The sequence below is a fragment of the bacterium genome, from assembly GCA_024226335.1.
In the GTDB taxonomy this organism is placed as follows: domain Bacteria; phylum Myxococcota_A; class UBA9160; order SZUA-336; family SZUA-336; genus JAAELY01.
In genome coordinates this window covers 44,605-56,422 of the sequence record JAAELY010000494.1, presented here as the reverse complement: position 1 = coordinate 56,422, position 11,818 = coordinate 44,605, and the positions used below count along the sequence as shown (strand labels likewise).

Here is an 11,818-nt window from a genome sequence, read left to right as displayed (position 1 = left end):
TGCGCTGCGTCGCGCGACCCTCTGCAGATCTACGGATCTGCGATCGGATCACGCTTCTTGCTCAGGCGGCGACTCCCGCTTCTCGCTCGAATCCTCCCTGTGCAGAGATTCCCTAGAGGGCCAGAGCTTCAGTGCATCTCGGCTTCGACGGGAAAACGTTCGAAGTAGAAGCCAAAGCGCTTGCGCAACTCATCGGGATCGATGCCGAAATCACCGCGCAGGTCGTAGCGGACTCGCCCGTACTTGCCGCGCGGGTTCTCGGCCATGTATCGAGCGAGCATCTCGCGGGCCGCGTTCGTCATCGGGTGTCCGGCCAACTCGTAGATGCGTTCGACCATGCCGATGTCATCGGCCATGAACTCCTTGAAAGGCACGTCGATGCTTTGCTCGGGCGGAAGCACGTGACGATCGCGCACACAACGGCTCAGGAGTGTTTCGATGCGATTGCACCAGTACGTCGAAATCGCGTCGAGGTCGACGCGTTTGCGCAGCAGGCGTGCGGAGTAGGCCTCCATGGTGATCGTGGAGGCGATCACCGACACCGGATCCCTTGCGGTGATCGCGAAGGTGGCATCGGGAAACGTCTTGTATAGCGGTACCAGCTGTTCCAGATGCTGCGGGGACTTCAGAACCCAGCGATCCGGCCCGCGCTGCCACTGGATGGCCTGGAGTACCTTCTTCATATAGCCGTAAGAAGCCGTCTGATCGCTCGCCAGGTAGGCGTCCCTCAGACGGGGAACGTGCGCAATCCACTCCAGCACATAGGAGGAGAAATCGATCGCCTGCAACTCGATCTCCTCGTGGATGTGCTCGGGAGTCATGTAGTGCATGGCGCGCACGTGCGGAAGCAGGCCGTCGGTTCGTTCGAAGCGCGCCCGGTTGCGGACGTGCCGGGGATCGCGTCCATCGGGCCCGGGCTCCTCTCCCTGGATCTGGATCGGTTCGACGCTCTCCCAGTAAGGCAGTGAACGCAGGCGAGTATCGGCCGAGATCAGGTTCAAGAGGTGGGTCGTACCCGAACGGGGCAGACCGATGATGATGATCGGGCGACGGATTTCGACGTCGAGGATCTCCGGATGTCGCGCGATCAAGTCCTCGACGCGCAGACGATTGAGCGCGTAGCGCACCGTGTCCGAGCGCGCGCCGAGTTGTCCCACCACGCTGAGATTCTCATCTTCCTCGAGACTCTGGCACCAGATTCGCAGACGCTCGCGAAAATCATCCGGGCCGAAGTTCGACAGACCCGTGCGCTGCATCGCTTCGCCGAGGATCGACTCTTCGTCAAACTCGACCTGCAAGCCACTCACTGCCGCGAGTACCTGCTTCTGTGCCTCGTCGAGTACGGGTTCCGCGAGGTCCGTGATGCGGATGTCGGGTCTGCGGCTCATCTTCGTTCCAATAGCTCGCGGTACGAGCGCTCAGACGAAACGCCGAAAATCCGGATCGCGCTTCTCGTTCAGAGCGGCGCCTCCTTCTTCGGATTCCTTCGTGCCGTAGTACAGGGAGAGACCGACGAAACCCATGCCTCCGATCCCGCGAATGCTCTCCGAATCCGCGTTGAAAGAACGTTTGGCCAGTGCAATGGCCGTCGGGCTGCGTTGGACCAGTTTCGCGCACCAGGCCGCGGCTTCCGCGTCGAGTTCGGCTTCGGGAACCACCTTGTTCACCAGGCCCATCTCGAGAGCTTCTGCGGCACTGTAGCGTTCGCACAGATACCACATCTCGCGCGCCTTCTTTTCTCCGATCACGCGGGATAGATAGGCCGTGCCAAAACCCGGATCGACCGAGCCCATTTTCGGTCCGACTTGACCGAAGATCGCATTGTCGGCGGCCAGGGTCAGATCGCATAGCGTTGCCAGGACGTTACCGCCGCCAATCGCATAACCGCGCACCTTGGCGAGAACGGGCTTCGGGACATCGCGGATGACCGAGTGAACCTCGTCGATCGGCATACCGAGGATACCGCGATCCCCCTCGTACTGGCCGTCGTGTTCGGACTGATCTCCGCCGGTGCAGAACGCCCGATCACCCGCGCCCGTAAGAACGATCGCCCCTATGTCCTTGTCGTAACCGGCGTCAGCCAGCGCGCGGACCAGTTCCGCACAAGTCGTGCCTCGGAAAGCGTTGTAGACCTTGGGGCGATTGATTGTGATCGTCGCGACGTGATCGCGTTTCTCATACAGAAGATCTTCGAAATCCATGGAGAGGCTCCTCATCCGTGCATGGTAAGACCGCCCGAGACGCTGATCGTCTGGCCGGTGATGAAGCCGGCGTCATCGCTGATCAGAAACGCGATGATGCCGGGATAGTCGTCGGGTCGCCCGAGGCGGCGCATCGGGATCGCGCGTTCCAATGCACTTGCCAGTCGTCCCGTCTCGTCAAAACGCGCGAACAGCGGAGTGTCACTGGGTCCGGGAGACACGATATTCAAGCAGATTCCGTGGCGGGCGACTTCACGCGCGACCGACTTCGAAAAAGCGATGATGCCGCCTTTGCAGGCCGCGTATACCGACTCGCCCGAGGATCCCACCCGGCCGGCATCGGAGGCCAGACTGACGATGCGTCCGGCGCCGCGTTCGATCATTCCGGGCAGAACGGCCTTTGTCAGATTCAGTGGACCGTAGAGATTGATGTCGATCACTTTGCGCCAGAAGTCGGGTTCGCTGTCGACGAAATCACAGGCGAGGTCCCAACCCGCATTGTTGATCAGCGCATCGACGGGCCCGAACTCGCTTTGAAATGCTTCGAGCGCGACTTCGACCGCCTTCCGATCGACGATGTCGACCTCGAAAGCCCGAGCACTCGAACCACTCGAGCGCAGGGTTTCGGCGGTAGCCTCGGCACCTTCTCCATCCAGGTCGAGGATTCCGACCACGGCGCCCTCTTCGGCCAGTCGTTGCGCGGTTGCGCGACCGATGCCGCTCGCGGCACCGGTGATCAAGACGCGTCTGCCCGTCAACCCCCGAAATCCCGGCATGCCTTCCCCGTCTACCCTATTGACGTTCTCACTATACGCGCCAGGGGCAGAACGAACGACATCGCACTTCAGCGGCGTGATCGGACCGGCGAGGTGATCGAAACCCGCTAGTATCCTCTCATGATCGAGCGAGAAGGGAAGTTCGGAATCGGCCAGGTGGTGCGGCACCGCGTGTACCCGTTTCGCGGCGTGATTTTCGACGTGGATCCGGAATTCGCCAACACGGAAGAATGGTGGCAATCGATTCCCGAAGAAGTTCGACCGCACAAAGAGCAGCCCTACTATCACCTGCTTGCGGTCGGCGAGCGCGGATCCTATGTCGCTTATGTTTCGGAGCAGAACCTGGTATCGGACCCGGAGGGAGGCCCTGTGGCACATCCGCAGGTGGACGAGATCTTCGGTGAGCTTCGCGACGGCTCGTATCAATTGCTTCGACATCGAGCAAACTGAGCGGACTCGGAATCCGGCGCGTCCGAGACAAGAATGATGCTCCGACCGCACTGGATCGCAATCGCTTTGATGCTGGTGGCCTTCCTGGCGCACGGACGCATCCTGAGTCACGATTTCGTCAGCTACGACGATGATACGTACGTCACGGGGAATGCGCGCGTTCTCGCAGGAATGACGCCGGAAGGAGTGCGTTGGGCTCTGACGTCGACGGCCGCCAGTAACTGGCATCCACTCACCTGGGTTTCCCATATGCTGGATGTCTCGCTCTTTGGGCTCCGGGCTTCGGGGCATCACGCAACCAGCCTGGCCCTGCATCTGGCGAATACTGGCTTGTTGTTTGTGTTGCTGATTGCGGGCACCGGCGCTACCGCGCGCAGTGCATTTGTGGCGGGGCTCTTCGCATTGCATCCCCTGCACGTCGAGTCAGTGGCCTGGATTGCAGAGCGCAAGGACGTGCTCAGTACACTGTTCTGGTTTCTCTCGATCCTGGCCTGGTTTCGCTTTGCTCGGATGCGTTCCAGTGCCGCCTACATCGCCGCACTGGGTTTCTTCACTCTGGGTCTGGCTTCAAAGCCGATGCTCGTCACCGCACCCTTCGCGCTGATCCTGCTGGACGTGTGGCCGCTGGGAAGGAGCGGACTGTGTGGACCCGCGCGCAACGATCATCCAATCGAAAAGCAAACGCTGATGTGGCTCGTAGCGGAGAAGATTCCTTTCCTTCTGCTCACGATCGCCTCGATCCTGATCACTCTGAAAGCCCAGGAACTCTCGATCGCGACGACGGAAGCGCTTCCGGTCGCCCAGCGCATCGCCAATTCGATCGTGGCCTATCCGCGTTATCTCCTGCTCACGATCTGGCCTCACGATCTCAGCGCGCTCAACCTGCATCCCAGCCACTGGCCGGCTCAAACGATCGCAATCAGTGCCTCGGTTCTTGCGGCGATCTCCCTTCTGGCCGTCGCCAGTGCTCGGCGCTACCCGTTCCTGATCATCGGATGGCTCTGGTTTCTCGGGACACTCGTACCGGTGATTGGCATCGTTCAGGTGGGAGAGCAATGGATCGCCGATCGCTACAGTTATGTTCCACTGACGGGTATCTTCATCTGCGTATCTTGGGGTGCCGCGGAGTTCTGGAAGCAACGCGCATGGCCGAAGACCTGGGCAATCGTTCTGGCCGCACTCGTTCTGGCAGCCTGCAGCGGCGCGAGTTTCGAGCAGGCGCGCCACTGGCGCGACAGCAAAGCCCTGTTTTCGCGAATGGTCGAGATCGATCCGGGAAATTCAATCGGGCACAATGGTCTCGGTCTTGCGCTGGAACGGATCGGGGCCGGAGATGACGCGCTGGGGCACTACCAACTCGCGACCCGCGGTGCTCCCTATGCGGATGGCGAGTACAACCTCGGTCGATTCCTGATGGACCGGGGCAAGACAGGGAGAGCCATTCCGCATCTCGAGCGCGCCAGCGATCTGGACCCAGACCGAGCCGAGACACATTTCTATCTGGCACTCGCATCGGTGCGCGAAGGTCGCGACCCCGATGCGGTTCGCCACTACGAAGCCGGACTCCTGCGAAAACCCGATGAACTCGGTGCGCGCGAGCAGTTCGTGCTCATTTTGCTGAGGCTTGCAGAGGCCAGCGCCAGAAGAGGAGAGTTTGAAGCCGCCGTTTCACTCGCGGAGCGGGCGGCGGGAGCGTCTGGCAATCCCGCACTCGACGATTTGAAGACCGAAGCCGAAACTCGGCTTGCGCTGTACCGCGAAGCCCTTCGGGAGATCGGATCGGTTCAAACTGAACGTGTATCCCGACCAAAGGCCGAGGACTGATTTCGAGTGAATGGATTTCGACGATTTCTGATCGGGTTGCCCTTCCTGCTAGTCGCGTGTTCGCTCGAGAGCGAACGCGGACGGGAAGAGATCGCCTATGTGAATGCGCGCGTGTACACACTCGATGCCGAACGACCTTGGGCAGAAGCGCTCGCGGTGAGGGATGGCACGATCTTCGCCGTTGGCTCCGAGGCGCAGGTACGGGCCGTCATCAGTGAGCGGGCCGAGGTGATCGACCTCGATCAGCGAATGGTGATTCCCGGACTTCACGACGTCCATGTTCACGCACTCGAGGCGGGTTTGAACCGCGCGACCTGTGAGTTCCCTCCCGTAGCCGAACTGCAGGACCTGGAGGGTATCGCCAGAGAATGCGCGAACGAGCAGGCGGGTCAGACCTGGGTGATCGGTTCGGGCGTTCATCTGACGGCTCTGCGGGAAAAACTCAAACCGGGTTGGAACCCGCTCGAGCGGGCCGTCCGGTATCGCCCCATGCTGGTCCTCGACGACCTCGGCCACGGCGCGTGGATGAACTCGCAAGGACTCGAACTCGCGGGCTTTCGTGCGAATTTCACTGATCCTCCCGGTGGCATCCTGGATCGCGATCCGCGAACCGGTGCACTGACGGGAGTGGTGTTCGAGAACGCCCAGCAAGCCGCCCGCGACGCCGCCCGGAAGCCCAACACCGAGAATCGCGCGGCCAGTTATCGGGGATTGCTTGGCAGCCTGCGCGAACTGAACGCAAACGGCATCACTTCGGTGAGCGACGCTGGAGGATTCTGGACTCGCGGCTATCACGAAGCCTGGAGGCGCGCAGCGTTGGAGGGCAGGCTGACCGTGCGCGCCAGCAATTCCCTGTACCTCTACCCCGATCGCCCGCTCGATGCGCAGGTCGCAGAACTACGGGAAATCGCGGAGAGTCAGGTGTTGAACTCGAACCCCGCGGGCGGACAGTTGCGCTTCGACCAGGTGAAGATCTATGTCGACGGCATCCTCTCGCAGGGAACCTCTGCGCTGAACTCGCGCTATCGGCGCAGGATCGGGCCCGCGTCGGTTTCCCCGCGGGGTTTCCTGTACTTCGAGCCCGATGCTCTGAAGACCTACGCGCGAGAACTCAGCAAAGCCGGTTTTCAGCTCCACTTTCACGCGACCGGAGACCGGGGAGTCGCGCTGGCTCTGGATGCACTCGAGGCCGCGGGAAAAGCAGGTTCGCGACATCGCATCTCCCACCTCTACCTGGTCGATCCCGCGGACTGGAAGCGTTTTGTCGAACTCGAAGTCATCGCCGACTTCCAGCTCTCGCCCGGTTCTTTTGATCCGGAATACCGCGCCCAGCTGAGCCGTATCCTCGGCCGGCGCCGCGCAGCGCAACTCCTGCCACTTGGAGCCGCTCTGGATGCCGGAGTCCACACCGTATTGAGTAGCGACTGGGACGCGGGTCCGCTTTCCCCTTTCGGCACGATCGAGCGCGCACTGCCGTTCTTCGAAACGCGCGAGCAGGGCATCGCACGGAGTCTGCGCATGCTCACACTCGACTCGGCCTATGTCCTGCACCAAGAGCAGCAGACCGGATCGATCGAAGTGGGAAAGTGGGCGGACCTCGCGATCCTGGACCGAGATCTTTTCACGACACAGGATCTCGATGGCACCCAGGTGGTTCTGACCCTGTTCCAGGGTGAGGTCGTGCATCGGGCCGAAGACTGTCTGTTCTCCGCTCCCTCACCCGAATCGGGCGAGGTTCGCTTCGTGTGTCCCGGCCCCTGATACGCGCATCAAGCGAGAAGTTCGAGAGCCCATGAGGCGCTCGGAACGCCGTGCTTCAAGCCAGAGCGATGATCTCGTCAAACGATTCCTGCAGGCATGCGTGCAGGCGCTCTGGTTCCTTGACAGCCAGTCGATCGGAGTTGATGCCTACCTGCAGCACGCCGTCGTAGCTGAACAATGTGACGTTGACTGCGGCTCCGGCCAGCGGTCCGAAGGGGAACATCTGTTCGATCAGCGCACCGCCCATGTACACGGGGAAGGGCGGACCGGGTACGTTGCTGGTCACGAAGTCGACCGCTTTCATCATTCCGCCGACAAAAGCGGTGGCCCCGAGAGCGCCGAGGCGATTGATGGCACCGGACACCTCGTCGATGAAGGGTAGACCCGGTTCTTCACGTTGCTCGCGCACCAGGCGCTGGACGGCTCGCATTCGTTCGCTCGGATCTTCCAGAGCCACGGGAATGATGATACGTGCGGGTACGAACTGATTACCCGCCTGGTCCCCCTTCTCGCCCGTACGCACATCGATCGGCATGCTCATGCGCAATTCCGGGGTCGCCTCACCGAAACTGCGATGGTAGCGATGGAGTCCGCCCGCAATCGCGGCCACGAAAGCGTCGTTCAGAGTCCCGTCCACGGTCTTTGCAGCGGCTCGAAGATCGGCGAAGGCCACCAGCAGGACGTCGAGGTTCACCGAGATCGAGCGGTCCGTCCAGATCGGCGATAGCGGCGCGCTCGCCGGTTTGACCAGCCTCCCGACTGAACCCGCGGTTTCGGCCAGAGAGCGCGCACCGTCCAGGGGGTGCTTCGCCAGTTCGATCAGGCCGCGGCGCAGGGCATCGCCGACTCGCAGACCGCGCTCGGCAGTCGTGCGCACCCGGTGCTGAATCGCCGAGGCGAAGTGTTCCATGTCACCGGTGCGGTTCTGCGGTCCGGGTTCCTCGGCGAGCGTCACGGCGCGTGTTCGCCCGGGGCGCGGCTCTCGCGTGCGTTCGATCAGTGATGTGGTCATGCGAACCATGCCCACGCCATCGGAAATCGCGTGGTGTAAGCGCATAACGACACCGGCCTTGCCGCCTTCGAGTCCCTCCACCACGTGGAATTCCCAGAGGGGGCGATCCTTGTCGAAGGCCTGGCCCGCGAGAGGTCTCGCGTAATCGAGCAGATCGCGGATGGTGCCGTTTCCCGCGGCGCGAACGCGGCGCACGTGAAAATCGCGATCGAAAAGCGGGTCGTCCTCCCAGCGCGGCGGCGAGACGCCGAACGGATCGGCAACCACGCGCTGTCTCAAACGCGGGATTTTCTCGAGCGCGCGGGAAAAGGTCGCGTCGAAGCGCTTGAAATCCGGAGACTGGTCCAGGATCCACACACTCGTGATCGTGGAGCGCAGGACCGGATCCCGTTCGATCTGCCACATCACGGCATCGCTGTCGCTCATCCAGTCTTCGAATACCAGGGCCATCTGCGCTCCGCTCTCTCAGTTGACGGCTCCATTCTACCTCGATTCTGCCTGAGCCATCGGTCTGAATCCGAAGCCGCAGGGACCGAATCGGGCTCCCAGGATGAATTTCCTGAATGAGTACTCCATGACCGGAGCCCGGATGAGCTCCCGGAAGCCGCCTGCCTCCACTTTCTTCTGATCGCCATTCTGGTGCACAATGCGATCTGGACGGAGCGGGATCCGAACGTGAGAAGGAGAGATGAGATGGCGAATGAAGGCGGATGCTATTGCGGGGCCGTGCGTTTCCAGGCGGGAGGCGACGCGCTTTTCCAGGGGCAGTGCCACTGTCGCGAATGCCAGTACGTCTCAGGCGGGGGCCCGAACTTCTTCATGGCCCTACCCGAGAGCGAGTTCGAGTTCACCAAGGGAAGTCCCAAGGACTTCCAGCGCGGGGATCTGGACAATCCCGTCACTCGTCAGTTCTGCGCGGAATGCGGCACTCATCTTCTGAGCAAGGCGCCGACCGTACCGGGAGCCGTGCTCATCAAGGTCGGGACGCTGGACGATCCAGGCGTCTTTGGTGCGCCGCAGATGGCGATCTATACGTGCGACAAGCAGAGTTTTCACCACGTACCGGACGGACTCGCCGCGTTTGAGCGCACTCCCGGCTGAGCCTTCGTCTCAGCCTCATTGCAGGTCTTTTCGCCGTCCGTCGTACTCCGCCAGATCGGCACGAACGGCGTGGGGGCGTATCATGAAAGGTATGCGACGTCTCTGGTTCCGGATCTACTGGCCGCTGCTTCAAGCGTGGGATCGCTTTCGCCTGCGGCGATTGATGCAGCTGCATCCAGGTCTCGAAATCCATCCCGAGGCGAGCACCAATCTGGTGCAGGCCGAGTTCGAACTCGCGCCCGGCGCCCGGCTGCGCATCGGCAAGGGTGTCGTTACCGAGCGCCGCCGCCACGCAGTTCGCTTCAGGATCGGAGAAGGCGGAGAGATCGATATCGGTGAAGACACCTGGCTCTACACGGATCTGGGAACCATGCATCTGCGCGCCTTCGACAATGCTCAACTCTTGATCGCTCCGCGCGGCTGGTTGCACGCGTGCCATCTGAGCGCCAAGAAGCGCATGGAAATCGGCGAGAACGCCTGGATCGGCCCCGGGAGTCGGGTGCTCGATTCAGATCAACACGCGCTCGACGATGCGAACCCGGAGCAGACGGCCGCCATCCGCATCGGAGCTCACACCTGGATCAGCTCGGATGTCTTTGTAATGAAAGGTGTCGAGATCGGAAGCCACTGCGTGATCGGAGCTCGCTCGCTGGTCAACCGATCAATTCCCGACCACTCGCTCGCATTCGGTACACCGGCACGCGTACACGGCCCGGTGGGGGATCGTTCCAAAGTCTGAGCGCGATTCGCATCGCGAATCAGGGGGAGGGGCGTTTGAAGTGCATCAGGAACAACACGTTCGTGTGACGGTGACCGTCCTCGATTCTTTGACTGAAGAGCGAGCCAATCAGCGGGAGATTCAGGACTCCCAGGTGCGAATCGTCTCCGTCTCTTTCCATCTCGAAAAGACTGGCGAGCGGCAGATCCAGGACGCGTAATTCGCGACGATCCGCGGAACGCCGGCTCTCGAAGCCTTTGATGAAGGGGACGGTCAGCACTTCGATGTGCGAATTGTCGGTTCCGTGTCGGCGCGCGTCCAGGAGCGAAACCAGGAAGAGATCCAGGACCTGGATGCGCCGCTCATCGGGGTTGGATTCCCAGTCGAAAAGAGCCAGGTCGAATCGGTGGCGGTGATCGCAATCGTGCCCCTTGTGACGATCGTGGAGCTTGCAGCGTTCGTGATCCCCGGTCTGCTTGCAGCGCTTACAGCGTTCGTGATCCCCGTGAAGCTTACAGCGTTCGTGATCCCCGTTCTGCTTGCAGCGCTCGCAGCGCGGTTCTTGAGCTTCTTTCTCGCAATCCACTTCTGCAAGTACTGCTGAGGGCAGGCCGGACAGGAGCCCGATGAGGCCGATGAGTAGTGCCAAGCGCATGCGAATCTCCTTCATGGTTCCGAGAGTTCGACCGAGCAAACTGCGTGCCGATTCGAAATGTCCGAACGCCGCCTCGCCCCCGATTCGAGTGCAGTGAAATGCCGACAAGTGAATGCCGGGGACTGCCGAGCCTAGCTGACCTCGCGCACGATCGCGATTGAATCGTCCAAGGGCATGCGTTCTCGTACGAAGCTCGCGATTGAATTCAGGGCTTCATCGGCCTCGGGAAGGTCCGGTGAAAAGACCTGGAAAACGTGTACCAGTGTGGGCCAGACTTCGAGCCTCACCGGCGAGCCCGCGGCGCTCGCCTTGTTTGCGTAGCGGCGCGCATCGTCGAAGAGCAACTCCTGCTCGCTCACCTGGATCAACGTAGGAGGCAATCCGGACAATTCGCCGAGCAGGGGCGAGACTTCCGGATTGTTCGGACGACAGCGATTGGACGCCGCCATGCCAACCAGCAGCAACGGTCGCGGAATGCGCATCAGCGGGCCGATCATGGGGCCCAGAAATGGATCGCTCGCGCGATTGCTGCGCCAACTGGGGCTGCGCATGGTGCCATCTGTCGTCGGGGCCATCGCGACCGTGGCGTTTGGCGCGCGCAACCCTCGATCCCGGATCCAGGCGTTGAGCGCGAGTGTCAGATTGCCTCCCGCGGAGTCACCGGCCACATACAAGCCCCGCGCTTCCGAGCGGCCCTCGGGTCCGTTCTCGAGTATCCAACGGTACGCCTTGCGGGCGTCTTCGTGGCACGCCATCAGGGGATGTTCGGGCAGCATCCGATAGTCGATTGCGAGCACCGACGCCCCCGTGAGGCGCGACAGACTGTCGGTCATGCCTCTGTGACTCTTCGGACTGCCGACGCGAAAAGCTCCACCGTGCAGGTAGAGCAAGCGCTGTTCCGAACGTGAGCCTTCGGCTTGCACCCATTCAGCGGCAACGCCATCGACATCGACCGGAGTCACCTGCGACTCGACCTCGCGCCCGAAGAGTTCCTCCGTGTGCAGTCGCTGGGCCGCGACGTCGCGAGGACTCGGCGCCGTCTCGTGGAAAACGCCGAGAGTCTTCACGACATCTTGATGCTGGGGACTGATCGCATGCGCCGGTTTGATCAGTTCGTGTCGAGGCCGGTCGTGCTGGCTGTGATCTGAGGAGTCCAGCAGAACCAGGACGAGCGCGACGACGCCCGCACACAGCAGTAGCACGATCAATCCGATCCACATGGGTGTCTCCTCGCCGATAGCGCCGATCGCTCGATGGACGACAGTGTACCAGCCGGGAGCACTTGGCTGGAAATTCCCATCTGAGCCACAATGCGTGTCA

At 61.8% G+C, this 11,818-nt stretch carries 11 protein-coding genes; 5 read left to right on the top strand and 6 right to left on the bottom strand.

The window, feature by feature from the left end:
* Positions 1 to 128 precede the first annotated feature (128 nt).
* Genes GY725_24050 through GY725_24040 form a run of 3 tightly spaced genes read right to left on the bottom strand, consistent with a single transcriptional unit; the run spans position 129 to position 2,977 of the window.
* Positions 129 to 1,388: a sulfotransferase gene (locus GY725_24050; GenBank protein MCP4007269.1), complete on the bottom strand. Its 1,260-nt coding sequence runs from the start codon at positions 1,386 to 1,388 to the stop codon at positions 129 to 131.
* A gap of 30 nt (positions 1,389 to 1,418) precedes the next feature.
* Entirely contained in the window at positions 1,419 to 2,201 is a 783-nt protein-coding gene (locus tag GY725_24045) for a 1,4-dihydroxy-2-naphthoyl-CoA synthase (GenBank protein MCP4007268.1), read from the bottom strand.
* A gap of 11 nt (positions 2,202 to 2,212) precedes the next feature.
* Positions 2,213 to 2,977: an SDR family oxidoreductase gene (locus GY725_24040; protein ID MCP4007267.1), complete on the bottom strand. Its 765-nt coding sequence runs from the start codon at positions 2,975 to 2,977 to the stop codon at positions 2,213 to 2,215.
* 120 nt (positions 2,978 to 3,097) lie between these two features.
* Between GY725_24040 and hspQ the strand changes: the two genes are divergently transcribed.
* The 3 genes from hspQ to GY725_24025 are packed head-to-tail and all read left to right on the top strand — an operon-like array spanning position 3,098 to position 7,012.
* The gene (gene hspQ, locus GY725_24035; GenBank protein MCP4007266.1) at positions 3,098 to 3,427 is read left to right on the top strand and encodes a heat shock protein HspQ; all 330 of its coding nucleotides are present in this window, start codon (positions 3,098 to 3,100) and stop codon (positions 3,425 to 3,427) included.
* A 33-nt stretch (positions 3,428 to 3,460) separates the two neighbouring features.
* Positions 3,461 to 5,251 (top strand): tetratricopeptide repeat protein, encoded by a 1,791-nt coding sequence (locus tag GY725_24030; GenBank protein ID MCP4007265.1) that lies wholly within the window; start codon positions 3,461 to 3,463, stop codon positions 5,249 to 5,251.
* 6 nt (positions 5,252 to 5,257) lie between these two features.
* Complete coding sequence (locus tag GY725_24025; GenBank protein ID MCP4007264.1) at positions 5,258 to 7,012, top strand: amidohydrolase; 1,755 nt, start codon at positions 5,258 to 5,260, stop codon at positions 7,010 to 7,012.
* 55 nt (positions 7,013 to 7,067) lie between these two features.
* Here GY725_24025 and GY725_24020 read toward each other — a convergent pair whose 3' ends face one another.
* Positions 7,068 to 8,474 carry a wax ester/triacylglycerol synthase family O-acyltransferase gene (locus tag GY725_24020; GenBank protein ID MCP4007263.1) on the bottom strand — a complete coding sequence of 469 codons (1,407 nt, stop codon included), beginning with the start codon at positions 8,472 to 8,474 and terminating at the stop codon, positions 7,068 to 7,070.
* Between the two features lie 243 nt (positions 8,475 to 8,717).
* On the opposite strand from GY725_24020, the gene GY725_24015 reads away from it, so the two are divergent.
* Positions 8,718 to 9,125, top strand: a complete 408-nt coding sequence (locus tag GY725_24015) for a GFA family protein (GenBank protein MCP4007262.1) — start codon at positions 8,718 to 8,720, stop codon at positions 9,123 to 9,125.
* Positions 9,126 to 9,207: 82 nt separating this feature from the next.
* Complete coding sequence (locus tag GY725_24010; protein ID MCP4007261.1) at positions 9,208 to 9,864, top strand: hypothetical protein; 657 nt, start codon at positions 9,208 to 9,210, stop codon at positions 9,862 to 9,864.
* A 19-nt stretch (positions 9,865 to 9,883) separates the two neighbouring features.
* On the opposite strand, the gene GY725_24005 is transcribed toward GY725_24010, so the two are convergent.
* Complete coding sequence (locus GY725_24005; protein ID MCP4007260.1) at positions 9,884 to 10,498, bottom strand: hypothetical protein; 615 nt, start codon at positions 10,496 to 10,498, stop codon at positions 9,884 to 9,886.
* A gap of 131 nt (positions 10,499 to 10,629) precedes the next feature.
* The gene (locus GY725_24000; GenBank protein MCP4007259.1) at positions 10,630 to 11,718 is read right to left on the bottom strand and encodes an alpha/beta hydrolase; all 1,089 of its coding nucleotides are present in this window, start codon (positions 11,716 to 11,718) and stop codon (positions 10,630 to 10,632) included.
* Positions 11,719 to 11,818 lie beyond the last annotated feature (100 nt).

Bases quoted from the DNA above. Each gene is read 5' to 3' on its own strand.
- GY725_24005 (MCP4007260.1), bottom strand. From the start codon at position 10,498: ATGCGCTTGGCACTACTCATCGGCCTCATCGGGCTCCTGTCCGGCCTG.
- hspQ (MCP4007266.1), top strand. From the start codon at position 3,098: ATGATCGAGCGAGAAGGGAAGTTCGGAATCGGCCAGGTGGTGCGGCAC.
- GY725_24020 (MCP4007263.1), bottom strand. From the start codon at position 8,474: ATGGCCCTGGTATTCGAAGACTGGATGAGCGACAGCGATGCCGTGATG.
- GY725_24050 (MCP4007269.1), bottom strand. From the start codon at position 1,388: ATGAGCCGCAGACCCGACATCCGCATCACGGACCTCGCGGAACCCGTA.
- GY725_24045 (MCP4007268.1), bottom strand. From the start codon at position 2,201: ATGGATTTCGAAGATCTTCTGTATGAGAAACGCGATCACGTCGCGACG.
- GY725_24010 (MCP4007261.1), top strand. From the start codon at position 9,208: ATGAAAGGTATGCGACGTCTCTGGTTCCGGATCTACTGGCCGCTGCTT.
- GY725_24015 (MCP4007262.1), top strand. From the start codon at position 8,718: ATGGCGAATGAAGGCGGATGCTATTGCGGGGCCGTGCGTTTCCAGGCG.
- GY725_24000 (MCP4007259.1), bottom strand. From the start codon at position 11,718: ATGTGGATCGGATTGATCGTGCTACTGCTGTGTGCGGGCGTCGTCGCG.
- GY725_24040 (MCP4007267.1), bottom strand. From the start codon at position 2,977: ATGCCGGGATTTCGGGGGTTGACGGGCAGACGCGTCTTGATCACCGGT.
- GY725_24030 (MCP4007265.1), top strand. From the start codon at position 3,461: ATGATGCTCCGACCGCACTGGATCGCAATCGCTTTGATGCTGGTGGCC.